This is a genomic window from Mycobacterium sp. E2733 (assembly GCF_001667585.1).
Classification (GTDB): Bacteria; Actinomycetota; Actinomycetes; order Mycobacteriales; family Mycobacteriaceae; genus Mycobacterium.
On the sequence record NZ_LZJZ01000055.1, the window covers coordinates 1 to 23419 of the forward strand.

The following is a 23419-nucleotide window of genomic DNA, read 5'->3' on the forward strand; positions in this document are numbered from 1 at the left end:
GCCGCGGGCCCCGCTGCGGATCACCGATGCTGATCGCCTGACCGTCGCGAATGTCCACCGTCGACGCCCGTGCACCGTCGACGAAGATGCCGTTGTGGCTCAGGTCGATGGCCACCCAGTGGGTGCGGGCGAACCGCAGCACCACCTCAGGGCCGGGCGGGGGCGGCGGCGAGCCCGGGTTTAGGAGCCGCTCGAGGGCGATGTCGCTGCCCGGCCCGTAGCCGACGATCACGTCCCGGCCGGGGGCGAAGTCGAACCTCATCGACCCGATCCAAACGGTCAACGGGGAGGCTCTGAACGCGGAAGCCTCGGGCCGCATTTCCGCCACCTTTCGTCACGCCGGTCAGCTGACTTAGTGTCTACCCGTCGGCCGCCGGCTATCCACCGGGGTCCCGCCATCACAGCGTGTTACGCCGACCCGCCACCGATGCATTGTCGACAAGCCGGCGCAACACCTTGACCGCGTCCGTCAACACCTGGCGGTCCACCGGCTCGAGCAACGCCAGTTGGGGTTCGATTGCGGCGGCGCGGTCGGCGCGAACCGCGTTGAGGGTGCGCTTCCCTTGGGGGGTGATGCGGATCCGGACGGCGCGGGCGTCCCCCGGGTCGATGGTTCGGGTGACCAGACCGGCGTCCTCGAGCCGGCGCACCTGCGTGGTCATGGTCGGTTGGGAGCAGTGATCGACGGCGGCGAGGTCGCCGATGCGTGCCTCTCCGTGCGCTTCGATCGTGGCAAGCAGCCTGGCCTGCGCCGCAGGCAACGGCATCTGGATCCGCTGGGTGGCCAGCCGGTTGAGCCGCGCCACCACGGCGAGCAAGTCCGCGCCCAGCTGCTGGGCCTCGATGTTTGCGGTCTCGACAACTCTGTCCATGTATCCATAGTTCCATAGCTTTGCTAAGTGAGACGAGTGGCGGCCGGCCCGAATCGGGATGGAAGTTACTCAGCGTGATGAAGCGACGTGGTGCCGCGTCCTGGCACAATCAGTGAAGTGAATGCCCGTCGCCCCGTCCGTTCGCGCCGTCGGGGTGGGCCTTTACAGCCGACTGAATTGGCACAGGCCTCGGTCATGGGGGCACTCTGCGCGGTGATCGCGATCATCGCCGGCGTGATTCCGTTTGCGCAGGGATTGGCGCTGCTGGGCACGGTGCCGATGGGGCTGCTTGCCTACCGGTACCGGCTGCGGGTGCTGCTCGCCGCGACGTTTGCTGCCGGAATGATCGCGTTCCTCATCTCGGGACTCGGCAGTTTCCTGACCGTCGTCAACTGTGCATACATCGGCGGGTTGACCGGATTCGTGAAACGCAGGGGCAGGGGCACCCCAACGGTGCTCGCCTCGTCCTTCGTTGTCGGGCTCGCCGTCGCCACCGCATCGGTCGGAATGTTGATGGTGCTGAACCGGCTGCGGCATCTGATTTTTCAGGTGATGACGGCCAACATGGACGGTGTTGTCGCGTTCCTCGACCGGGTGGACCTGCAATGGCTCGGCGCCGATGTGAGGCGGGGCTTCGAATTCGGGCTGCATTACTGGCCGTGGCTGATGCTCGGCTACGTCACCTACGGGGTGATGTTCTCGTCGTTGATCGGTTGGTGGGCGCTCTCGCGCTTGCTCGAACGGATGGGCAACGTTCCGGACGTGCACAAACTCGACGCTCCCGAGGAGGCGCCCGGCGCCGCGATCGGGCCGGTGCCGGTGCGGTTGGACAAGGTGCGGTTCCGCTACCCCCACGCGAAGCACGACGCGCTGCGCGAAATCAGCCTGGACCTCCAAGTGGGAGAACATGTTGCCGTCATCGGCGCCAATGGTTCCGGGAAGACGACGTTGACGCTGATCCTGGCGGGTCGGCAGCCGACGTCGGGTACCGTAGACCGCCCGGGCGCGGTGGGGTTGGGCATGTTGGGCGGCACGGCGCTTGTTCTGCAGCACCCGAAGAGCCAGGTCTTGGGAACCCGGGTCGCCGATGATGTGGTCTGGGGGCTGCCGCCGGGCACCGAGGTCGACGTCGAACACCTGCTCCGCGAAGTAGGTCTGGAGGGTTTTGCCGAGCGTGATACCGGCAGCCTGTCCGGCGGGGAACTGCAGCGCCTCGCTCTGGCCGCGGCCCTCGCTCGGGAACCGGCGCTACTGATCGCCGACGAGTTCACCAGCATGGTCGATCAACAGGGCCGTAACGTTCTGTTGAACGTGCTCTCAGGCCTTCCCCAACGGCATCGGACTGCGCTGGTGCACATCACGCACTTCGACAACGAGGCCGCGTCCGCGGACAGGACCATCAACCTCAGCGATTCCTCGGACAACGCCGGCATGGTGGAGACGGCTCCGCCGCCGTCGCCGGCCATCGCAGTCAAGCGGACCTTCAACAAGCCGGTACTCGAGATCGTCGACGTCCGGCACGAATACAACAGCGGCACACCCTGGGAGAAGACCGCGCTGCGCGGTATCAGCTTCGTAGTGGAACAGGGCGACGGAATTTTGATTCACGGCGGCAACGGGTCGGGCAAGTCGACGCTGGCGTGGATCATGGCCGGGTTGACCGTTCCCACCGCCGGTGCCTGTTTGCTTGACGGCGAGCCCATCCGTGAGCACGTCGGCGCGGTGGGATTGTCGTTTCAGACGGCGAGGCTGCAATTGATGCGCAGCCACGTCGGCCTCGAAATCGCTTCCGTGGCAGGGTTTTCGGCCCGGGACGTAAACCGCGTCGCCGCCGCTCTGGGCTCGGTCGGACTGGAACCCGCGATGGGCAATCGCCGCATCGACCAGCTCAGCGGTGGCGAAATGCGACGGGTGGTGCTGGCCGGACTGCTGGCGTGTTCGCCGCGCGTGTTGATCCTCGACGAGCCGTTAGCCGGATTGGACATGGCCAGCCAGCGGGGCCTGCTGCGCCTGCTGGCGGATCTGCGCCGCTACCGAGGTCTGACCGTAGTGGTGATCTCGCACGACTTCGTCGGTTTGGAAGACGTGTGCCCGCGGGTCCTGCATCTGCAGAATGGCGCGCTGGAATCTCTATCGGCCACCGCCGCGGCCGGGGGTGTGGCGTGACCGCGACTTCGTCCTCGGCATCCGGTAGGACCCGGCGCCGTTCTCGTCCGGTGGTGCTGCTGGTTCCGGTGCCCGGAAGGTCGGCCATTCACAACCTGTGGGCCGGCACCAAACTGTTGGTGGTATTCGGTGTTTCGGTGTTGCTGACCCTCTATCCGGGTTGGGTGACGATCGGGGCGGTGGCCGTGCTCGTGGTGGCGGCGATCTGGATCGCACATATCCCCCGGGGTGCGGTTCCATCGATTCCGCGGTGGCTGTGGGTCCTCCTGGCACTTGGTTTCGTGACCGCGGCGTTGGCCGGCGGTAGTCCGGTGATCTCGATCCACGGCTTCAACATCTGGCTCGGCGGAGCGCTGCACTTCCTGCGGATCACCGCGCTATCGATCGTGCTGCTCGCGCTGGGGGCTATGGTGTCGTGGACCACCAACGTCGCCGAAATCGCGCCGGCTCTGGCAATTTTGGGCCGCCCGTTCAAATGGCTGCGGATTCCGGTTGACGAATGGGCGGTGGCGCTGGCCCTGGCGCTACGCGCCTTCCCGTTGTTGATCGAGGAATTTCAGGTGCTCTACGCCGCTCGTCGATTGCGGCCCAACCACATGCCACGGGGTCGTAAGGCGCGGGTTCGGCAGACCACGGGCAACTCGATCGACTTGGTCGCCGCCGCCATCGTGGTGACTCTGCGGCGTGCCGATGAGATGGGCGACGCGATCACGGCTCGCGGCGGCATCGGTCAACTTTCTGCCGACCCGGCGCGGCCGAGACTGGGCGACTGGGCGACGCTCGCGGTCACGATAGCGGTCAGCGGAGCCGCGGTGGCGATCGAGACGATATTCCACCTGACTCGCTAGTCATTCGCTTAGCGTAAGCGCGCGGCCGACATCCACCCGACTCGCACGATCGCGGCTCGCATTGATGACCGACTCCATCCCCGAGCGAAATCAGCCCTGGCCCTATGAATCTCGCCGGCCGCCGACGGTGGGCCGTCGAGGCTGAAGCGCCTCGTTCGACAGGCGCTGAGGCCGCGAGCGTAACGGCACTGCGAATAATCGACCGGCGGAATTCCGCAGTGTCGTTACGCTCGCGCCGCGCGCGACGGCGGCTCAGGTTCGCATCCGGTCGATGAGGTTCGACAACACCACGATGCTCTCGCTGCGCTCGATGTCCGCGCTCGACCGGATGCGCTCGAGGGCGGCTTCCAGGTGGCGCATGTCGCGGGCCAGCACATGCAGGATCGCATCCGACGTGCCGGTCACGGTCGCGGCGCTCACCACCTCCGGCATGTCCACCCACGCCGACCGCAGTCGGTCGGGGGCGATCGTGCCGTGGCAGAACACCTGCACGTACGCCTCCGTGTTCCAGCCGAGTGCGTTGCGGTCGACGACCGTGGTGAAGCCTCTGATGACACCGGTGTCGAGCATCCGGTCGACGCGTCGCTTGACCGCCGGCGCGGAAAGATTCACCTTCTCTCCGATTTCGGCGAACGTGGCCCGGGCGTGCTCGGTCAGTTCGGCGAGGATGCTGGTGTCGGTCTCATCGAGGCGCTCCATGACCCTCCCCGGCAATCCGACGCAACAAATCGCTGCTGTAGGCAGTCTAGCGCAATAAATAGGGTATATACGCGCAATAGCTAGCGTTTGCTTGTCTGCAGGGCCGGAAATATCGTTGATTTATGACGCAACGCCACGTGGCCGCACCCGTCGCCGTACGGCACACCCGCGCGGCCCGCGCGCGCCGCTACGCGATGACGCCGCCCGAGTTCTTCGCGGTCGAGTACGCGATCAACCCCTGGATGGACGTCACCACGCCCGTCGACGTCGGCGTCGCGATGGCCCAATGGGAAGCCCTCCGCACGACCTATCTACGGCTGGGGAACCAGGTGGAGGTGATCGAGCCCGAACCCGGGCTGCCTGACATGGTGTACGCCGCCAACGGTGGATTCATCGCCGGCGACGTCGCGATCGTCGCGAGGTTCCGATTCGCCGAGCGGGCCGGCGAATCGCGCGCCTACGCCGAATGGATGTCTTCGCTGGGGTACCGGCCGCTGTCCACCCGTCATATCAACGAGGGTCAGGGCGACTTGCTCATGATCGGGGAAACGGTGTTGGCGGGCTACGGTTTTCGCACCGACCGGCGTGCACACCCGGAAATCTCCGCGGCGCTGCGGCTCCCGGTCGTCTCGCTCGAGTTGGTGGATCCGCGCTTCTACCACCTCGACACCGCGCTGGCCGTCCTCGACGACCGGACGATCGCGTTCTACCCGCCGGCGTTCAGCGCTACAGCGCAGGACCGACTGCAGGCGCTGTTTCCCGACGCGATCGTGGTGGGAAGCGCCGACGCCTTCGCGCTCGGCCTCAACGTCGTCTCGGACGGCCTGCATGTCGTCCTTCCTGCCGTCGCAACCGGTTTCGCGGCACAACTGCGGGATGCCGGCTTCGACCCGGTCGGCGTCGACCTGTCCGAACTCCTCAAGGGGGGCGGTTCGGTCAAGTGCTGCACATTGGAGGTGTTTCCATGACGATCCTCGACGCCCCGGCTTCGACCCAGACCGAGGCGGCGATCGGGCTGGTCGAACGCTATGCGGCGCAGAACTATTCGCCGTTGCCCGTGGTGGCGTCCAGCGCCGAGGGTGCCTGGATCACCGACGTGGAGGGCCGGCGCTATCTGGATTGCCTGGCCGCCTACTCGGCGGTCAACTTCGGCCATCGCAACCCCGAGATCACCGCGGCGGCACACGCCCAGCTCGACACCGTCACGTTGGTGAGCCGTGCGTTCCATTCCGACACGCTCGGCCCGTTCTGCGCCGCCCTTGCACGGCTGTGCGGCAAAGACCGGGTGCTGCCGATGAACTCGGGTGCCGAAGCCGTGGAGAGCGGTCTCAAAGTCGCCCGCAAGTGGGGCGCCGACGTCAAGGGCGTCCCAGGCGGCCGGGCCAACATCATCGTGGCGCACAACAACTTCCATGGCCGCACGATCAGCATCGTCAGCTTCTCCTCGGATCCCGAGGCGCGAGATGGATTCGGGCCGTTCACCCCGGGCTTCCGGTCGGTGCCGTTCGGGGACGCCGCCGCGCTGGCCCGCGCGATCGACGACGACACCGTCGCGGTGCTGCTGGAGCCGATCCAGGGCGAGGCGGGCATCGTCGTTCCGCCCGACGACTACCTGCCGGCCGTTCGCGCGCTCTGCAGCGAGCACAACGTGCTGATGATCGCCGACGAGATTCAGTCCGGGCTGGCGCGCACGGGGCACACCTTTGCCTGCGACCACTGGGGTGTGGTGCCGGATGTCTACCTGCTGGGCAAGGCGCTGGGCGGCGGCGTGGTTCCGTTGTCGGCGGTGGTCGCCGATGACGAGGTCCTGGGCGTGCTGCATCCCGGCGAACACGGCTCCACCTTCGGCGGTAACCCGTTGGCGGCCGCCATCGGCGCCACCGTGGTTTCCATGCTGGGCCGCGGAGAGTTTCAAGCCCGCTCGGCGAAATTGGGCGCATACCTGCATGCGCGCCTGCGCGAACTGGTAGGCCACGGCGTGCTGGGCGTGCGCGGCCTTGGGCTGTGGGCCGGCGTCGACGTCGACCCCGCGCTCGGGACGGGCAAGCAGCTGAGTCTTAGGCTGGCCGATCGTGGTGTGTTGGTGAAGGACACGCACTCCTCGACGTTGCGGTTCGCCCCACCGCTGGTGGTCACCGAGCAGGAGATCGACTGGGCGATTGCGCAGTTCGCTATGGCGTTGCGGGAGGCTGGCCCATAATCAGCTGATCGAGCAAGGAGGGGCCAAGGAGGGGCATTGCCACCCACGTCGATCAGCTTGAAAGAGCAGATGCTGCGGCGCCGCCCGGTTGTCGGCACGGTCGTCGCATACGGGGCCGCGGACCATCTCAAGCGGAGCATCGGCACCTTCCAGCTGACCATGTTCGGGGTCGGCTCGACGGTCGGGACGGGCATCTTCTTCGTCATGTCCCAGGCCGTGCCGGAGGCCGGCCCGGGAGTGATCCTGTCTTTTCTGATCGCGGGGCTCGCGGCCGGGCTCGCGGCCATCTGTTATGCCGAATTGGCTTCCGCGGTGCCCGTTTCGGGGTCTTCCTATTCCTACGCGTACACCACTCTGGGGGAGGTCGTCGCGATGGGGGTGGCGGCCTGCCTGCTGCTGGAATACGGGGTGTCGACCGCCGCGGTCGCGGTCAACTGGAGCGGCTACCTCAACAAGCTGCTCAGCAATGTCTTCGGTTTCCAATTGCCGCATGTGTTGTCGGCCGCGCCGTGGGATGCGCGGCCCGGCTGGCTGAATCTCCCGGCGATCGTCTTGATCGGGATGTGCGCGCTGCTGCTCATCCGCGGCGCCAGCGAATCGGCCAGGGTCAACACGATCATGGTGCTGATCAAGCTGGGCGTGCTGATCATCTTCTCGATCGTCGCGTTCACCGCCTTCGACGCGAACCATCTCCACGACTTTGCACCATTCGGCGTTGCCGGCATCGGCTCGGCCGCCGGCACCATCTTCTTCTCCTATATCGGCCTTGATGCCGTGTCGACCGCGGGCGACGAAGTGAAGAACCCGCAGAAGACCATGCCGCGGGCGCTGATTGCCGCGCTGGTGACCGTTACCAGCGTCTACGTGTTCGTCGCGCTCGCCGCGCTGGGCACTCAGCCGTGGCAGGAATTCGCCGGACAGCAGGAGGCCGGCCTGGCCACCATCCTCGACAACGTCACCCGCGGCGGCTGGGCCAGCACGATTCTGGCCGCGGGCGCTGTCATCTCGATCTTCTCCGTCACCCTGGTCAGCATGTACGGGCAGACCCGCATCCTGTTCGCGATGGGACGTGACGGGCTGCTGCCATCCCGATTCGCGCGCGTGAACACGAGCACCATGACGCCGGTGGGCAACACGGTGATTGTGGCCATCGCGGCCTCGGCGCTGGCCGCCTTCATACCGCTGGAAAAGCTGGCGGACATGGTGTCCATCGGGACGCTCACCGCGTTCGTCGTCGTATCGGCCGGAGTGATCATCTTGCGAGTTCGCGAGCCCGACTTGCCGCGGGGTTTCAAGGTTCCCGGGTATCCCGTCACGCCCGTCCTTTCGATGCTGGCGTGCGGATACATCCTCGCCAGCCTGCACTGGTACACGTGGATCGCGTTCAGCGGCTGGATCGCGCTCGCGTTAGTCTTCTACTTCGTGTGGGGCCGCCACCACAGCGCGCTCAACGGCGAAGCGCTTGAGCGGGACGCGCTGTGACCGTCGTCGTCGGGTATCGGGCCGGCAAGGTGGGACTTTCGGGTTTGCATCTCGGCCTGCGCATCGCGCGGACCCGCGGGACCTCGCTCACTGTGGTGACCATCGTGCCCAAACCGTGGCTGACGCCGTCGTTCGCCCGCGTCGACGCCGAATACGAGCTGTGGGCTGACGCCCTGGCCGCGGAGTCGGCGAAGGAGGCCGGCCGTTTTCTGGACACGGTGGCCGACGGCATCGACGTCACTTACCTGCACCGCGCGCACGGCTCGGTGTCGGGCGGACTCCTAGAAGTCATCCACGAGGTTGACGCCGACGTGCTGGTGCTGGGCTCGTTGCCCAGCGGCGGGCGAGGGCAGGTGCTGATCGGCTCCACCGCCGACTGGCTGCTGCACGCCTCGACCGTGCCGGTGGCCATCAGCCCCCGCAATTACCGTGCACACCAAGGCAAGTTGACCCGCCTCACCTGTGCCTACTCGGCCACCCCCGATGCGATCGACGTGGTGAGACGCTGCTTCGAATTCGGTCAGCGATTCGGTGTGCCGGTGCGGGTGATCACCTTCGCGGTTCGCGGCAAGACGATGTATCCACCGGAGGTCGGGCTCGAGGTCGAGGACGAGGTTTTGCAGGCCTGGGCGTCGCAGGTGCGAGACATCCTCGAGGAGCTGAAGACGAACGGGATCGTCAGCGAAGATGTTGCGTTACAGGTCGTTACCGGCCGCACTTGGAAAGATGCGCTGGCGAAGGCGGATTGGCAGGAGGGCGAGATCCTGGCATTGGGCACCCGGCCGCGCGGGGACATCCGGCGGGTCTTCCTCGGTTCCCGCAGCGCCAAGATCATCCGCGAGAGTCCGGTGCCGGTGCTGGTGCTGCCCGGCTAGCGCTGCGCCGCGGCGTTGGCGGCCGCCTGAGCGCGTTCTAGGGTCGCCGCGACATCGCCGCGGCCCAAGAACATTTCGTCAAAGTAGGGCTTCAGGGCGTCGCTGCCGGCTGCGAAGCCGGCGCCGCCGGGGGCCGCGACGCGCGGGCCGTTGAGCACGGCGAAGAAGGGCGTGACGTCGACGCCCCGGGCGGACCAGTACTTGAAGTACACCGGCTGAGCCGACAGCACCGCCGGGATGGCCGCACCCTCGCGTCCCAAGAATTCGTTGCCCTCCTTGCTCCCCATCCACGCCAGGACCTGACGCACCGCGTCGGGATGCTTCGTCGCCGCATTGCCCGCCGCCGCAATGCCATTGGTGACACTCACCCGGCCTACCGGGCCCACCGGCATCATCGTCACGCCCCAGTGGAAGCGGGCATCGCGGGCCACCGGCGCCAGGTTGTAGGTGCCGGACTGGAACAGCGCCATCCTGCCGGCCAGGAACTGGTTACGGGAGAAGTCGCCGTTGTCGTTCGTGTCGGACGCGGGCGGTGCGACGTGGTCGTCATTGATCAGGCCGACCAGATAGCGGAAGGCTTGCACCGCACCGGGATTGTCGAAGGCGAACGCATCGCCGCGTTGGAAAACCCCGCCGGCCGAACCGATGTAGTTGAGGTAGATGCCCTGCGGGTCGTTGGCGGCGTTGTAGCCCCACTGCCGGACCCGCCCGGCGTCGAAACCCGCCGCATTTCCGGGGCGTCCGTCGGCGTCCACGGTGAGCCGGGCGAGCACGGGCCGAAGCGTGTCGCCGCCAGCGGTGCTCCACCGCAACCCGTTCAGCTGGGCGGGGTCGACGCCGGCCGCGGCGAGCAGGTCCGCGTTGTAATACAGCGCGATCCCGGCATCGGTCAGCTGCGGCACCCCCCACAGCGCGCCCCCGCGGGTGAACTGGTCGACGACCGCCGAATCCCACGCCGAGGCAGAGCTCGGTTTGAGGGCCAGGCCGATGTTCATCAGCCGCCCGCTGTCGGCGTAGGCGGCCAGATAGGCGTTGGACAGCCAGAAGATATCGTCGGCACTGCCGCCGGCGATATCGGTGCGCAGCGTGTCGAAGTACGTCGAATACGCAACCACGCTGGTGTGCACCGCGATATCGGGATGCGCGCGATTGAACGCCTCGAACGACTGCCGATAGGCGGCGGCGATCTGTTCGGCCCAGACGCGCACGGTCACGATGATCTTGCCGCCGGGGGGCTGACCGGAGTAGTCCAGCAGCACCGCGGTCGCCCCCAAGAGCACCGCGACCAACGCGAGCGCCCCGGCCATCAGCGTCGAAAAGCGGGGCCGGCTCATCTTGCGCGCCGAGATTGCCGTGGTGGTCGTGGATCCCCCGGAATCGCAGCCGTCACGGCAATCTCGGTGCGCGGACGGCTCACTTGAGCCCCGAAACGACGATCGATGCGACGATGTGGCGCTGGAAGACCACGAAAAGCGCGATCAGCGGGACGATCGCGACGGTCGTCGCCGCCATGACCAACGTCCACTGGGAGTTGAACCGCGACTGCAGATCGGCCGTCGCCACCGTGAGCACCCGCCACTTGTGCCCACTGGTGATCACCAGCGGCCACATGAAGTTATTCCACTGCGAGACCACCGTGATCAGAGTCAAGGCGGCCAACACCGGCCGGCTGGACGGAATCACCACATGCACGATCACGTCCAGGGTGTTGGCCCCGTCCAGGTGGGCGGCGTTGACCAAGTCGTTGGGGATGATGCGGAAGTGCTCCCGCAGCAGAAAGATCGCGTACGGCGAGCCGAACATGAAGGGCAACACCAAGGCCCAGAATGTGTTGCGCAGGCCGAGCTGGGCCATCATCAGATACAACGGCACCACCGTGACCGTCCCCGGCACCATCAGCGTCGCGATGTAGACCCAGAACAGTGCGTCGCGACCGGGAAATTGCAAACGCGCGAACGCATATGCGGCCAGCACCGAGAAGGTCAACTGGCCCACCAGGATCACGGCGGTCATCAAGGCGGTCACCGCCGCCGCGCGGCCGAATCCGGCTCCACCGAGGTCGGCGTAGTTCGACAGGGTGAATGGCCGCGGCAGCTGCAACGGCGTGCCGCTGGCGAACTGGTGTGCCGAGGTGAACGAGGTCAACAAACCAAGTAGGAAGGGGACCAACGTGATCAGCGCGCCGAGGATCAGTCCGCCGTAGATGGCGAGCCGGCTAGGTGAGGTCATAGCTGATCCGCCGCCGGAAGTAGAGTTGCTGCACCATGGTGACGCCGATCAGGATGACGAACAGCACCACTGCCATCACCGAGGCGCGCCCGATGGCCGCGGCGCCGAATGCCTCGGCGTAGATGCGGTGGGCCACCAGGTCGGTGCTGCCTGCCGGGCCGCCGCCGGTCAGCGCGTAGACCATGTCGAAAACCTGTGCGGTGCTGACGATCCCGGTCACAAGTACGAAGAACGTAGTAGGCCGCAGCATGGGCAGCGTGATGCGCCAGAACCGTTGCCATGCGGTGGCGCCGTCGGTGCGCGCGGCGGCGTGAATGTCGGCGGGGATCGCCAGCAGGCCCGCCAGAAACGACAGCGAGATATAGCCGACGTTGGTCCACACGACGACGGCCGAGACGAGCGGCAGCGCAAAGTTGGGGTCAGTCAGCCATTCGATGCTGTGTCCCAGCAGGGTGCTCACGGCTCCGTCGGTGGGGGCCAGGATCCAGCGCCACAGCACGGCGATCGCCAGGGGCGCGCAGATCCACGGGAGCACATAGAGGGTGCGGAACAGGCCGGTGCCGGGGAGTTGGCGGGCCAGCATGTACGCGGCCAGCAGGCCCAGCACCGTCTGCGCCGGCACCACGATCGCCACGAAGAGGGCGGTGACGATCAGCGAGTTGGCGAAGTTGCGATCCGTCAGCACCGACCGCCAGTTGGCCAGACCCACATAGTGCAGCGGGCCCAGCAGGTCCCAGCGGTAGAGGCTCAGCCAGATCACCACGAGGATGGGCAGCAGCAAGAAGGTCGCGACGCCGAACAGGCTGGGCGCCAGCAGGGCATAGCCCAGCGCGGCGGAGCGAGGCTGTGTCCGCAGGACGCCGCTGGCCATGGGGTAATTAAAGCGGGCGGGGCCGGGGTTTGGGGTGAACGGCCGTTACGGTGGATCCGTGACACCGAACCGGGGGATCGATGCCGACTTCCTCAACCTGCCGCGCCACCAGTTGGCCGAAGCCGCGCTTTCTTCGGCCACCGCGGCCGGCGCCAGCTACGCCGACCTGCGGGTTCACCGCATCGTGACCGAGATCATCCAGCTGCGCGACGGGGAGCTGGAGACGGCGGTCGTCAACCGCGAGGTCGGTCTGGCGGTGCGGGTGATCGTCGATGGCACGTGGGGATTCGCCTCGCACGCGGAGCTGGCGCCCTCGGTCGCCGCCGAGACCGCGCGTCGCGCCGTGCAGGTGGCCACGACGCTGGCGACGCTGAACAGCGAGCGCGTCGAGTTGGCGCCCGAGCCGGTGTACGCGGATGCCACCTGGGTTTCCGATTACCGGATCGACCCGTTCAGTGTCCCGGCCGCCGACAAGATCGACGTGCTGGAGGAATACTCGGGCCGGCTGCTCAGCGCCGACGGTGTCGACCACGTCTCGGCCGTGCTCACGGCCGTCAAGGAGCAGACGTTCTACGCCGATACCTTCGGATCGTCGATCACCCAGCAACGGGTGCGGGTGCAGCCGTCGCTCGAGGCGGTGACCGTCGACGCCCAGGCGGGCAGCTTCGACTCGATGCGTACGCTGGCCCCGCCGATGGGGCGCGGCTGGGAAGTGCTGGCCGGGGACGAGGTGTGGAACTGGACCGACGAGCTGGCGCAGCTGCCGTCGCTGCTGGCCGAAAAGGTCAAGGCGCCCAGCGTGACCGCGGGGCGCAAAGATTTGGTGATCGATCCCACCAACCTGTGGCTGACCATTCACGAATCCATCGGGCACGCAACTGAATACGATCGGGCCATCGGCTACGAGGCGGCCTACGCGGGCACGTCCTTCGCCACGCCTGACAAGCTCGGCACCATGCGGTACGGCTCCCCGGTGATGAACGTGACCGCCGACCGCACCGTCCAATACGGGTTGGCCACCATCGGTTACGACGACGAGGGGGTGGCGGCACAAAGCTGGGATCTGGTGCGCGACGGGATATTCGTCGGCTATCAGCTCGACCGGGTGTTCGCGCTGAGACTCCGCCAGGGGCTCTCACAGCCGCGGTCCAACGGGTGCTCCTATGCCGACTCGCCGCATCATGTGCCGATTCAGCGGATGGCGAACGTGTCCCTGCGGCCCGCGCACGAGGACGTCAGCACCGCCGACCTCATCGGCCGCGTCGAGGACGGCATCTACATCGTCGGCGACAAGTCATGGTCGATCGACATGCAGCGCTACAACTTTCAGTTCACCGGTCAGCGGTTCTTCCGGATCCGCGACGGTCGGCTGGACAGTCAATTGCGAGACGTCGCCTACCAGGCCACCACCACCGATTTCTGGAACTCCATGGAAGCCGTGGGCGGGCCGTCGACGTGGCGGTTGGGTGGCGCGTTCAACTGCGGAAAGGCCCAGCCCGGCCAGATCGCCCCGGTCAGCCACGGCAGCCCGTCGGCATTGTTCCGCGGCGTGAACGTGCTCAACACCCGGACCGAGGGCGGCCGATGATCACCCCGCAGCATGTCGTCAACCTCGTTTTGGAGGAGGCCGCCAATCTCGGCGGCGCGAGCGAGACCATGGTGCTCGTCACCGACAAGGTCGAGGCGACGTTGCGCTGGGCGGGCAATTCGATGACCACCAATGGGGTTTCGGTCAATCGCAACATCACGGTGATCTCCGTCGTCCGTCAAGGGTCCAGCGCGCGCATCGGCACGATGGTCTCCGCCGAGGTGGATCCGCGGGTCATCCCCGAGCTGGTTGCGGCGTCCCAGGCGGCGGCCCGCTCGGCGCCCGAGGCGGGCGATGCCGCGCCGTTGTTGGCCGATACCGGCGTGCCGGTCGATTGGGACGCGCCGGTGCCCGGCACCGGACCGTTGGTGTTCGCCGATGTCGCTGACTCCTTGAGCCGCGGCTTCCGCGGCACCGACCGGTTGTACGGCTTTGCGCACCATAGCGTTTCGACGACTTTCCTGGCATCGTCGACTGGAGTGCGTCGCCGCTATGCGCAGCCCGCCGGTGCGGTGGAAATCAACGGCAAACGCGGCGACGCAAGTGCGTGGGCGGGTATCGGCACGCCTGACTTCGTCGAGGTGCCAATGGATTCGCTGCTCGAGGACGTGTCGATGCGGCTCGGCTGGGCCGAGCGACGGGTGGAACTGACCGCGGGGCGCTACGAGACGATCATGCCGCCGTCCACGGTGGCCGACATGATGCTCTACCTGGCCTGGTCGATGGCCGGCCGGGGCGCACGGGAGGGCCGCACCGCGTTCTCCGCCCCCGGTGGCGGGACGCGGGTGGGGGAGCGGCTCACCGAGTTGCCGCTGACGCTGTTCTCCGATCCGATGGCGCCGGGCCTGGCGTGCACACCGTTCGTCGCGGTGAGCAACTCGTCGGAGACGGCGTCGGTTTTCGACAACGGCATGGAGATCGGTCAAGTGGACTGGATCCGCAACGGGGTGATCAACTCGCTGGCCTACCCGCGCGCGACGGCCGCCAAGTTCGACGCCGATGTCGCGGTGGCCGCCGACAACCTGGTGATGACCGGCGGATCGGCCGAGCTTGCCGACATGATCGCGGCCACCGAACGCGGCCTGCTGCTGACCACGCTCTGGTACATCCGCGAGGTCGACCCCACCACGCTGCTGCTGACCGGGCTGACCCGCGACGGTGTCTACCTCATCGAAGATGGCGAGGTGACCGCCGCGGTCAACAACTTCCGGTTCAACGAGAGTCCGTTGGATCTGCTGCGGCGGGTCACCGAGGCCGGGGCGAGCGAGAAGACCCTGCCACGGGAGTGGGCGGACTGGGCCACCCGTACGGCAATGCCGTCGCTGCGGATACCGGACTTCTATATGTCGTCCGTGAGCCAGGCGCAATAGCGATTGCCGCTGGGCCGCCCGCGTTCTACCGTGTGACGAATGGCGGCTCCGGTTTCGGTTCGCGAAGATCAGCTGACGCGGTTGGTGGCCCTGGCCCCGGGTTCCCCGGCGGACGCGCGCATTGCGGCCCTGGTTCGTCGGATATGCGCACACACGCTGTCGCTGCCGCCACTGCCCAGTCCCGTCGAGGTCGGCGCGCCCGAGTCGGAGGCCGAAGTCGTCGTCGCCGAGTTCGCCGAACAGTTCAGCGCCGACGTATCCGCGATCACTGGTGAGCAGCGGTCCCGGCTGGTTAAGCACTTGGGCGATAAGACCTTTGGCATGGTGGTCCTGATGTATATCGCCGACTTCGTTCCGCGGGTGCGGGCCGGCCTGGAAGCGCTCGGCGTCGGCTCGGAGTATTTGGGCTGGGTCGACGGCCCCATCGGATGGGATTACGGCCCCGAGCCGTCGGGTCCGGTGTTCAACGACTTCCTGCCCGCGGTGGCCCGGATGCGTGCGCTTGATCCCGTGACCTCCGAGCTGGTCCGGTTGCGCGGGGCGACCCAGCACAATTGCCGGTTGTGCAAGTCGCTGCGCGAGGGCGCCGCCCTCGATGCGGGCGGTTCGGAAACGCTTTACGACGAGATCGATCGCTTCGAGTCCTCGGGTCTGCTCGACGGCCGCGCGAAAGCAGCCCTGCGCTATGTCGACGCGTTAATTTGGGACCCTGCGCACCTCGCCGCCGACGACGCCGCCGAGGTGCGCTCCCGGTTCTCGGACGCCGAGGCCGTCGAGCTCACCTTTGACATCATGCGGAATGCAAGCAACAAAGTTGCCGTCGCTTTGGGCGCGGACGCCCCGAGGGTCGAGCAGGGTACCGAGCGATATCTGCTCGGGGCCGACGGCCAAACCGTATTCAACTGACGACCGCGCGTACGGCCGAAGCGGTCATACCGCCGGTGGGGGGCGCCTAGCTACTGGTCAAGCACTACGTCGGCGTGGCCGACTCTGCCATGAATGCTGGGTTGTCATCGATGGGCGCAAATCTCTCGGCCCGGCACGAAGTACGAAATGTTAACCATCCGTACACGACTACGCAAACAAGAGTTCGTCACTCGGGGGACGATCCTTGGCTAAATTCATATCTCGGCACCGAAGCTGATACGCGACGGTGATCTCAGGTGGCGGCGCCGCCTGAGTTGACGACCATCGACCGCGTGATTGTTAGCCGTGGTTCTCGGTTAGCAGTTACCACCAAGGCTTGGTTTGCGTCGGAGAGCAGCACCGCTCCACGCAGAGGGAGGACCGGAGATGACAATGACCCGTGCACGCTCGCGCATGCGAGTGTCATCGGTCTGGGCCGCCGGCGTAGCGCTGGGGGCGTCGATGCTCGGCGGCGCGGTGCTGTCAGCACCGCAAGCTTCGGCGGCCTGCAACTTGAGTCCGAAGGACGATCAGTACATTCAGCTGCTGGCGCAGAACAAGATGGTGCACAACGCCGATTTCAGCGACTGCACCGAGGCCGCCGAGGGGCGATGGTTCGCCGACCAGGTTCGGAACCACCCCAACCCATTTGGGGAGGCCCAGGAACTGGTCAACATGATCACGAACACGACGTCGATGTCCCAGGCCCAGGCCGAGTGGGAGGTCGAATCGGCGATCTACGTTTATGCGCCGGAAATGATCCCGAAGATCAAGGATCAAGCCGCGCACGCTTCCTGGCCGGCCGCGTAGAAGCACTTGTTTCCGTTTGGCTGCACCAGCTAACTCAGAAGTAGGCCACCTGCACCGCTGGGCGGGCGATCAACGTTCAGTCCGCGATTGCCGTTTCCGCGGCGGCCGTTTCTCGCCTGAGTTTCACCTGCCGCTCGAATACCGAACGCGCACTGGCAGTTTGGCTAACGTTGTTCATTCGTTGTTCGACCGGCGCGTCGTTTGCCACGCTCATCGACGGTGGTATCCGAGCGTTAGCGCGGAAGGGAAAGTAGCAAATCCGGTGAGGGGGTCTGGAGAAGTGACGATTACACGATCGCGCGCGCAGGTGCTGTCGGTGGGGACCGCAGGCGTTGCGCTGGGAGCCGCGATGCTGGGAGGTGCCGTGCTGTCAGCGCCGCAGGCGTCGGCGTCGTGCAATATGAGCCCCGCTGACGACCAGTACATCAAGCTGCTGGCGCAGAACAAGATGGTTCACAATGCCGATTTCAATGACTGCAGCGAGGCCGCCGAGGGCCGCTGGTTCGCCAGCCAGGTACGGGCCAACCCCAATCCGTTCGGAGAGGCCCAGGAGCTGGTCAACATGATCACCCGCACCACGCCGATGTCCCAAGCTCAGGCCGAGTGGGAGGTCGAGTCGGCGATCTACGTGTACGCGCCAGACTTGATTCCCAAGCTCAAGGATCAGGCCGCCCGGCAGGTACCTGGGCAGCCCGCCCCCGTGTGATGCCCTAGCAGCCGGTGTGACTTCACGGGCGGGATTCGGTGGGCGCCGAACCCGGGCGCCCAATCCGTCTGCGATGCGCCCGCCGGTACTTATCCAGCGCGTCGACGCCGAACAGGATCGGCACCGCGGCCAGGGCGACGGCCCAGCCCCATAGGGGCGGATTCCACTGACCGAGCAACCTCGCAATGGGTGGCACCCACAGCTCGATGAGGGAAATGGCCAGCCCGATGAACGCTGCCGGCACCAGGAGCCGGTTGGTGAGCCAGCCCAGCGCTCCCGGCCAGCGCGAGGAGGACCGGCACGCGAAGACGTTCGCGGTCTGGGCGAAGACGACGGTGATGAATGCCGCGCCAGATGCCATTGTCAGGTCGTGCCCCGTCGGGAACGGGTTTGCGGGACGCCACCCTAGCGCCATCAGAGACACCACGAAGGCGGTGAGCGACATGACAGCCTCGAGCGGTCCGAGCACTCCGAAGGCCCGGCTCAGCACTGTGCGGTTCATCAGCCGTCCGTGAACCGGGGGGCCCTCGAGCAAGTGCCTTGCGGGCGGCTCGGCGCCGAGTGCCACCGCCGACAGGGTGTCGGTGCCGATGTCGAGCGCGATGATCTGCAGAACACCGAGCGCGAGGGGGAACAGTCCGCCCGAGAGCGCCCACACGAGAAAAGGTGCGAGCTCGGCGACGTTGTCGGTGAGGTGATAGGTCAGGAACCGGCGGATGTTGACGAAGGTCGCGCGACCCTGCTCGATGCCGGCCACGATGCCGGCGAAGGAGTCGTCGAGCAGAACCAGGTCGGCCGCCTCGCGGGCGACGTCCGTGCCGGAGCGGCCCATTGCCACGCCGATATCGGATTCGTGCAGTGCCGGCGCGTCGTTGACTCCATCGCCGGTCATCGCCACCACGTGGCCCCGGGAGCGAAGCGCACGGGCGATGCGGAGTTTGTCCTCGGGAGAGACCCGAGCGATGACCACCCCGTCGTGGTCGAGGACAGCGGCGAGATGCTGTTGTTCCTCCGGTAAATCCGCTCCCAGCAGCACCGGTGAGTCTGCGGACCGTAGCCGCACTTCGTTGCCGATGGCCGTGGCGGTCGCCGGATGGTCACCGGTCACCATCGCCACCTTCACCCCCGCCTTGCGGCATGCGTCGAGCGACGCGGAGATGCCTTCGCGCGGCGGATCCTCGAGCGCCACCAGGCCGAGCAGGCGCAACCCGTGGTCGCATTCCCGCTGGTCCCTGGGTGTACGGCCGTTCCTCCGGCCCGCGGCAACGGCGAGGACGCGCAGCCCCCGGGCAGTGAGGGCGTCCACCGCCTGGTGCGCGGCCGGGTCGTCACCGCAGAGCGGAAGCACAGCGTCCGGCGCACCCTTGACAACGATCTCGTCGGCCAGCACGACGGCCATGCGGCGCAGCCGGGGATCGAAAGGGAACCGGAGCTCGGCGTGGCCGGTACGACGGTCCTCGACGGTCTCGATGCCCAGTCGTCGGGCGAAGGTATCGAGGGCAGCCTCCATGGGGTCGCCGTGGGCCCGCCACTGCCCGTCGACTTCTTCGGCGTATCCGGTGGAGCAGCGTTCCCCGGCCAGGGCGAGCCGGCGAACGGACTCCTCTGCGTCCGATGAGGACCAGGTGAGCCGCGCTGTGGGCCCGTAGCCGGCGCCGTCGATGGTCAACGAGCCGGCGGGTGTCCAGGCTTCGACCACGGTCATCTGGTTGCGAGTCAGCGTTCCCGTCTTGTCGGTGCAGATGAACGTCGTCGACCCGAGCGTCTCGACGGCCTCGAGGTTGCGGACCAGGATCTGCCGCTTCGCCATCTGCTCCGAGCCCCAGGCGAGGGACAACGTCACGGTGGGCAGCAGCGCCTCCGGGACGAGGGCGACCGTGACCCCGATCGCGAACACGAAGGCCTGCTGGATCGGGTTGCCCACGAGCACAGAGACCAGCAGGAACAGCACACCCACACCGATTGCGATCGCCGCGATGAGGCGGACGACTCCGCGCAAACCGCGGGTCAGTGGGGTGTCCGGTTTCCTGGTCGAGGTTGTCAGGCGGGTGATGCCGGCCAGGCGGGTCTCTTGGCCGATCGCGGTGACCAGCGCGCGCGAATCTCCTTCCACCACAAAGGTGCCCGCGAACAGCTGTGCACCTGCTGCGACTGCGCCGGCCTCGCTTTCGCCCGTGAGCATGGAGGAGTCGACCAGCAACCGATTTTGGCGAAGCACCACGGCGTCGGCGGGAACACGGTCGCCGCTTTCGAGCAGGAGGACGTCGTCGACAACGACGTCCTCGGCCTCGATCACCCGCCGAGCGCCGTCACGCAAGACGGTGACGCGCGTCGGTAGCATCTCTTGGAGCCGGTCGGCGGCGCGGTCTGCCCGCGCTTGTTGGATCAAGGAGAAGACCCCGTTCAGCACGATTACCGCGACGATGGCGACGCTGAGTTGGGGCAGCTTCGCCAGGAAGGCGAGTACCGCGGCCGCCCAGAGCAACAGGGCGAAAAAGTGCGTCAGCTCCCCGAGCAGGCGGCGGGCGATCGACGGCCGCCTCGCCGCGGGGAGCCGGTTGGCACCGCCCTGCGCACGCCGCTCGGTCGCCTCGGCGGTCGACAGGCCGGGCGTCATGACGTCGGCCATGGCCCTCCTCTCCGCTGAGCCGCGACCGTGATCTCTCGGCGGCGATGGCAACGGCCCTGGCAGAGGCCTCTCACGATTCGTTGCCAGCAGCCGACGAAATGCTATAACCGTCGCGGCCGAGCGGCCGAACTCCTGAGCTGCCCGGGATCCCGCCCGGCGGACATTGCCGTCGGCGTTCGGCTACCGTTTCCTACGGAACGATCGCGTCGGGGCGGTAGCTCAGTTGGTTAGAGCCGCGGACTCATAATCCGTTGGTCGCGGGTTCGAGCCCCGCCCGCCCCACGGCTAATCTCTAAAACTGACGGACATCATTGACAGTCCGGGTCTCCGATCACTAGGAGACCTGCATGAGCGAACCGCTGCTGCCCCGTGAAGTCCGTCGCCGGTTGGCGATCATCCAGCACGCCGAGGAAGTGACCGGCAACGTCGCGATGACGTGCCGCTACTACGGGATTAGTCGGCCGACCTACTACACCTGGTTGCGGCGCTACCGCGAGCAGGGCATCGATGGGTTGCGGGACCTGTCCCGGCGACCGCGCCATAGCCCCAACGCCACTCATGTCGACGTCGTCGGCAAGATCCTCTACCTGCGGAAGAACTACCATTTCGGACCGGGCAAGATCGCGATGTACCTCAAGCGCTACCACGACGTCGCGGTATCCCAGTCAGGTGTCTGGCGCATCCTCAAGCGCCTGGACCTCAACCGCCTGCCGGCCTCACAGCGCTACAAACGGCTCGACAAACGATGGCAACGCTACGAAAAGCAGCTCCCCGGCCACCAGGTCCAAATTGACGTCAAATTCGTTGAGCCACTGAAGACCGCAGCGCGCTCCGCCGCCAATCGACGCACCAAGTACTACCAGTTCACCGCGATCGACGACTGCACCCGGCTACGGGTACTGCGCATCTACCCACGCTGCGATCAGAAAACCGCGATCCAGTTCGTTGACTACGTGCTCGAGCGCCTGCCCTTCCCGGTACAGGTCGTCCAGACTGACAACGGCGCCGAATTCCAGTCAGCCTTCCACTACCACGTTCTCGACAAAGGGGTTGGCCACCGCTACATCAAGCCCCGCACCCCTCGCCTCAACGGCAAGGTGGAGCGCTCCCACCGCATCGACGCCGAGGAGTTCTACGCCCTGCTCGATGGCGTCGTCACTGACGACGCCAAAGTCTTCAACAACAAACTCAGAGAGTGGGAGGACTACTACAACTACCATCGCCCCCACGGCGGCCTCGGCGGCCAGACGCCCTACGAACGACTACGCCAGAAAACCCAGACCCGGCCGTAATCGATGACCGTCAGTCGCACAGCCCCACGGCTAATCGCCTCGAGGGGACCGTTTGGTCCTGGCCTCCGCCTCCATCCGCAGCCGGATCGCCCGTGCCCGCGCCTCGGTGGCCAAGGCCTGGGCTTCGGCGGCTTCTGCCCCCGCCCACACTTCAGCGGCCAAGGCTTCGGTCTCGGCAGCTTCCGCCCGCGCTCGCGCCTCGGCTGCCTGCACCTCGGCATCGGCGGCTTCCGCCCGCGCCCGCTCGCGCGCCCGCGCCTCGGCGGCCAGGGCTTCGGTCTCGGCGGCTTCCGCCCGAGCCCGCGCCTCGGCGACCAGGGCCTCGGCTGCGGCAGCCCGTGCCCGCTTCCTTGCTTCGGCGGCGAGGGCTTGGGTTTCGGCGGCTTCTGCCTGCTTCTGTGCCGCCGCCGCTAGGGCTTGGGCCTCGGCGTCTTCTGCCTGCTTTCGTGCTTCGGCGGCCAGGGTTTCGGCGGCGGCGGCTTCTGCCCGCGCCCGCTCTCTTGCCCGCGCCTCGGCCGCCAGGGCTTGGGCGGCGGCGGCTTCCGCCTGCGCTCGCGCCTCGGCGGCCAGCGCTTCGGGTTCCGCGGCCAGGGCTTGGGCGGCGGCGGCTTCTGCTCGCGCTCGCGCCTCGGCGGTCAGTGCTTCGGCTTCGGCGGCCAGCGCTTCGGCTTGGGCGGCCAGGGCTTGGGCGGCGGCGACTTCTGCTCGCGCTCGCGCCTCGGCGGCCAGCGCTTCGGCTTCGACCGCCAGGGCTTCGGCGGCGGCGGCTTCTGCTTGCGCTTGTGCCTCGGCAGCCAGTACGTCGGCTTCGGCGGTTTCGGCCCGCGCCCGGGCCTCTGCTTCTAACTCCGGCCGCTCCGGCCCCCGCTTTGGCCGCCTTTTCGGTTGGACGGCGCGCGGCTGGCGGATCCGTTTCTGGGTGCCCGCGACCCGCGCCTGTTGCTGAGCCACTCTGTATGGGCCCGCTAAGAGATCAGCCACAACCAAAGCCACGCCGGCCAGCAACAGAAGCGGCAGCGCGAGGAATGGGCGCGCGATCATCCCCCAAAACCCAACAACCACCACCGCCGCCGCGAACAATGCCGCGGCGCCCGGATAACGCTCGCCAAATCCGAGGATCGTCGCCGGAACCGCTGACGCCCTCGTGGCCCACGGACGCCGACCCGGCTGACTGATGACCATCCTCGGAGATCCCACGATCCCTCTCCTTCGCGGAGATGCTGGCACATAAGCGTACTGCGCAGGTGGTCGCGGCGGCGGCCTAACCATTCGTGTGTCGGCAGCATATGCCGCCGCAGCGCCAATCCGGAAGAACCCACCCAGCCACTTGCTGGCCAGTCAGGGTGGGAACGGGCGAGGCCGTCGCTCGTTCAGAGGTCTCGTCTCTCGTTCCCGTGCGTCGAGCTCACAAGGGGACGAAGACACGCCGGCGCTGGGAGGCTGTTCGGCGAATGACGTCGGCTGATGCGTGACATTTCGTCTTCGGGTGATGCGCGACAGTGTCTTCGGCTGATCCTTGACACTCCCTGGATGAGGGAGTTTGAGCGTGGCCGAACAGCGGTATCGGGCCGTGAGACTGTGATTGATGACGGTTTGTCGGTGTCGCAGGCTGCAGGAAATTGACCGCGACGCTGTTGACCTCCCGCAGATGGTGACCGCGCTAAGCAATGCGACTGTTATCAATCGTGCCGCAGGTCCTCAGGCCAGCTGCTCGCCGAGAGCGATTCGTGGCATCCACAGGCGACTGCTCTGCGCGGCCCGCTGGCTCAACTTCTTCGTTCTACGGCCCAAAGTCACTGCGTGGAACTGACTTTGGTCAACACCAGCGCGCTTCGTTGTACGGAAACAGGCGGTAGAACACACTAGATGGCCCTGT

The 23419-nt window shown here is 66.8% G+C and carries 20 protein-coding genes and 1 tRNA gene; 13 read left to right on the plus strand and 8 right to left on the minus strand.

The window, feature by feature from the left end; genetic code table 11:
- A partial coding sequence (locus A5678_RS10525) for an FHA domain-containing protein (RefSeq protein ID WP_368664891.1) occupies positions 1–319 on the minus strand: 319 nt, incomplete at its 3' end.
- Between the two features lie 79 nt (positions 320–398).
- Entirely contained in the window at positions 399–872 is a 474-nt protein-coding gene (locus tag A5678_RS10530) for a MarR family winged helix-turn-helix transcriptional regulator (RefSeq protein ID WP_068041774.1), read from the minus strand.
- A gap of 195 nt (positions 873–1067) precedes the next feature.
- On the opposite strand from A5678_RS10530, the gene A5678_RS10535 reads away from it, so the two are divergent.
- Together A5678_RS10535 and A5678_RS10540 are read left to right on the plus strand one after the other, a co-directional pair.
- On the plus strand, positions 1068–3038 hold the full coding sequence (locus A5678_RS10535) for an ABC transporter ATP-binding protein (RefSeq protein ID WP_156746848.1): 1971 nt from the start codon (positions 1068–1070) through the stop codon (positions 3036–3038).
- Positions 3035–3886: a CbiQ family ECF transporter T component gene (locus A5678_RS10540; RefSeq protein WP_068041780.1), complete on the plus strand. Its 852-nt coding sequence runs from the start codon at positions 3035–3037 to the stop codon at positions 3884–3886. The genes A5678_RS10535 and A5678_RS10540 overlap by 4 nt, the downstream gene beginning before the upstream one ends.
- Before the next feature lie 252 nt (positions 3887–4138).
- On the opposite strand, the gene A5678_RS10545 is transcribed toward A5678_RS10540, so the two are convergent.
- A complete protein-coding gene (locus A5678_RS10545) occupies positions 4139–4585 on the minus strand; it encodes an Lrp/AsnC family transcriptional regulator (RefSeq protein WP_068041783.1) in 447 nt (148 codons plus the stop codon).
- A 122-nt stretch (positions 4586–4707) separates the two neighbouring features.
- Between A5678_RS10545 and ddaH the strand changes: the two genes are divergently transcribed.
- The 4 genes from ddaH to A5678_RS10565 are packed head-to-tail and all read left to right on the plus strand — an operon-like array spanning position 4708 to position 9142.
- Positions 4708–5553 (plus strand): dimethylargininase, encoded by an 846-nt coding sequence (gene ddaH, locus A5678_RS10550; RefSeq protein ID WP_068041786.1) that lies wholly within the window; start codon positions 4708–4710, stop codon positions 5551–5553.
- On the plus strand, positions 5550–6785 hold the full coding sequence (gene rocD / locus A5678_RS10555; RefSeq protein WP_068041789.1) for an ornithine--oxo-acid transaminase: 1236 nt from the start codon (positions 5550–5552) through the stop codon (positions 6783–6785). The genes ddaH and rocD overlap by 4 nt, the downstream gene beginning before the upstream one ends.
- A 36-nt stretch (positions 6786–6821) precedes the next feature.
- On the plus strand, positions 6822–8267 hold the full coding sequence (locus tag A5678_RS10560; RefSeq protein WP_156746849.1) for an amino acid permease: 1446 nt from the start codon (positions 6822–6824) through the stop codon (positions 8265–8267).
- Positions 8264–9142, plus strand: coding sequence for a universal stress protein (locus A5678_RS10565; protein ID WP_068041796.1), 879 nt, complete (start codon positions 8264–8266; stop codon positions 9140–9142). Before A5678_RS10560 ends, A5678_RS10565 begins: the two co-directional genes overlap by 4 nt.
- Here the strand turns inward: A5678_RS10565 and A5678_RS10570 are convergent.
- The 3 genes from A5678_RS10570 to A5678_RS10580 all read right to left on the minus strand — a co-directional run bounded on the left by A5678_RS10570 (position 9139) and on the right by A5678_RS10580 (position 12242).
- Entirely contained in the window at positions 9139–10476 is a 1338-nt protein-coding gene (locus A5678_RS10570; protein WP_068041800.1) for a sugar ABC transporter substrate-binding protein, read from the minus strand. The genes A5678_RS10565 and A5678_RS10570 overlap by 4 nt on opposite strands.
- A gap of 79 nt (positions 10477–10555) precedes the next feature.
- On the minus strand, positions 10556–11371 hold the full coding sequence (locus tag A5678_RS10575) for a carbohydrate ABC transporter permease (RefSeq protein WP_068041803.1): 816 nt from the start codon (positions 11369–11371) through the stop codon (positions 10556–10558).
- Positions 11358–12242 (minus strand): carbohydrate ABC transporter permease, encoded by an 885-nt coding sequence (locus A5678_RS10580; protein WP_068041806.1) that lies wholly within the window; start codon positions 12240–12242, stop codon positions 11358–11360. The genes A5678_RS10575 and A5678_RS10580 overlap by 14 nt, the downstream gene beginning before the upstream one ends.
- A gap of 58 nt (positions 12243–12300) precedes the next feature.
- Between A5678_RS10580 and A5678_RS10585 the strand changes: the two genes are divergently transcribed.
- The 5 genes from A5678_RS10585 to A5678_RS10605 all read left to right on the plus strand — a co-directional run bounded on the left by A5678_RS10585 (position 12301) and on the right by A5678_RS10605 (position 17622).
- Positions 12301–13830, plus strand: coding sequence for a TldD/PmbA family protein (locus tag A5678_RS10585; RefSeq protein WP_068041885.1), 1530 nt, complete (start codon positions 12301–12303; stop codon positions 13828–13830).
- A complete protein-coding gene (locus A5678_RS10590; protein ID WP_068041809.1) occupies positions 13827–15200 on the plus strand; it encodes a metallopeptidase TldD-related protein in 1374 nt (457 codons plus the stop codon). Before A5678_RS10585 ends, A5678_RS10590 begins: the two co-directional genes overlap by 4 nt.
- A 39-nt stretch (positions 15201–15239) precedes the next feature.
- Entirely contained in the window at positions 15240–16106 is an 867-nt protein-coding gene (locus A5678_RS10595) for a carboxymuconolactone decarboxylase family protein (RefSeq protein ID WP_068041812.1), read from the plus strand.
- Between the two features lie 387 nt (positions 16107–16493).
- The gene (locus A5678_RS10600; RefSeq protein ID WP_197502095.1) at positions 16494–16916 is read left to right on the plus strand and encodes a DUF732 domain-containing protein; all 423 of its coding nucleotides are present in this window, start codon (positions 16494–16496) and stop codon (positions 16914–16916) included.
- A gap of 316 nt (positions 16917–17232) precedes the next feature.
- A complete protein-coding gene (locus tag A5678_RS10605; RefSeq protein WP_068041889.1) occupies positions 17233–17622 on the plus strand; it encodes a DUF732 domain-containing protein in 390 nt (129 codons plus the stop codon).
- 22 nt (positions 17623–17644) lie between these two features.
- Here the strand turns inward: A5678_RS10605 and A5678_RS10610 are convergent, their stop codons facing one another.
- Positions 17645–20251 carry a cation-transporting P-type ATPase gene (locus tag A5678_RS10610; RefSeq protein ID WP_068041820.1) on the minus strand — a complete coding sequence of 869 codons (2607 nt, stop codon included), beginning with the start codon at positions 20249–20251 and terminating at the stop codon, positions 17645–17647.
- A gap of 208 nt (positions 20252–20459) precedes the next feature.
- On the opposite strand from A5678_RS10610, the gene A5678_RS10615 reads away from it, so the two are divergent.
- Together A5678_RS10615 and A5678_RS10620 are read left to right on the plus strand one after the other, a co-directional pair.
- A tRNA-Ile gene (locus A5678_RS10615) sits at positions 20460–20533 on the plus strand.
- Between the two features lie 65 nt (positions 20534–20598).
- The gene (locus A5678_RS10620) at positions 20599–21543 is read left to right on the plus strand and encodes an IS481 family transposase (RefSeq protein WP_068041823.1); all 945 of its coding nucleotides are present in this window, start codon (positions 20599–20601) and stop codon (positions 21541–21543) included.
- Positions 21544–21573: 30 nt separating this feature from the next.
- Here the strand turns inward: A5678_RS10620 and A5678_RS10625 are convergent, their stop codons facing one another.
- The gene (locus A5678_RS10625; RefSeq protein WP_156746850.1) at positions 21574–22740 is read right to left on the minus strand and encodes a hypothetical protein; all 1167 of its coding nucleotides are present in this window, start codon (positions 22738–22740) and stop codon (positions 21574–21576) included.
- Positions 22741–23419: the final 679 nt, after the last annotated feature.

Excerpts from the sequence above, each read along its gene's own strand:
- A5678_RS10530 (WP_068041774.1), bottom strand. The coding sequence starts at position 872 with ATGGACAGAGTTGTCGAGACCGCAAACATCGAGGCCCAGCAGCTGGGC.
- A5678_RS10535 (WP_156746848.1), top strand. The coding sequence starts at position 1,068 with ATGGGGGCACTCTGCGCGGTGATCGCGATCATCGCCGGCGTGATTCCG.
- A5678_RS10545 (WP_068041783.1), bottom strand. The coding sequence starts at position 4,585 with ATGGAGCGCCTCGATGAGACCGACACCAGCATCCTCGCCGAACTGACC.
- ddaH (WP_068041786.1), top strand. The coding sequence starts at position 4,708 with ATGACGCAACGCCACGTGGCCGCACCCGTCGCCGTACGGCACACCCGC.
- rocD (WP_068041789.1), top strand. The coding sequence starts at position 5,550 with ATGACGATCCTCGACGCCCCGGCTTCGACCCAGACCGAGGCGGCGATC.
- A5678_RS10570 (WP_068041800.1), bottom strand. The coding sequence starts at position 10,476 with ATGAGCCGGCCCCGCTTTTCGACGCTGATGGCCGGGGCGCTCGCGTTG.
- A5678_RS10575 (WP_068041803.1), bottom strand. The coding sequence starts at position 11,371 with ATGACCTCACCTAGCCGGCTCGCCATCTACGGCGGACTGATCCTCGGC.
- A5678_RS10580 (WP_068041806.1), bottom strand. The coding sequence starts at position 12,242 with ATGGCCAGCGGCGTCCTGCGGACACAGCCTCGCTCCGCCGCGCTGGGC.
- A5678_RS10590 (WP_068041809.1), top strand. The coding sequence starts at position 13,827 with ATGATCACCCCGCAGCATGTCGTCAACCTCGTTTTGGAGGAGGCCGCC.
- A5678_RS10595 (WP_068041812.1), top strand. The coding sequence starts at position 15,240 with ATGGCGGCTCCGGTTTCGGTTCGCGAAGATCAGCTGACGCGGTTGGTG.
- A5678_RS10600 (WP_197502095.1), top strand. The coding sequence starts at position 16,494 with ATGACAATGACCCGTGCACGCTCGCGCATGCGAGTGTCATCGGTCTGG.
- A5678_RS10610 (WP_068041820.1), bottom strand. The coding sequence starts at position 20,251 with ATGGCCGACGTCATGACGCCCGGCCTGTCGACCGCCGAGGCGACCGAG.
- A5678_RS10620 (WP_068041823.1), top strand. The coding sequence starts at position 20,599 with ATGAGCGAACCGCTGCTGCCCCGTGAAGTCCGTCGCCGGTTGGCGATC.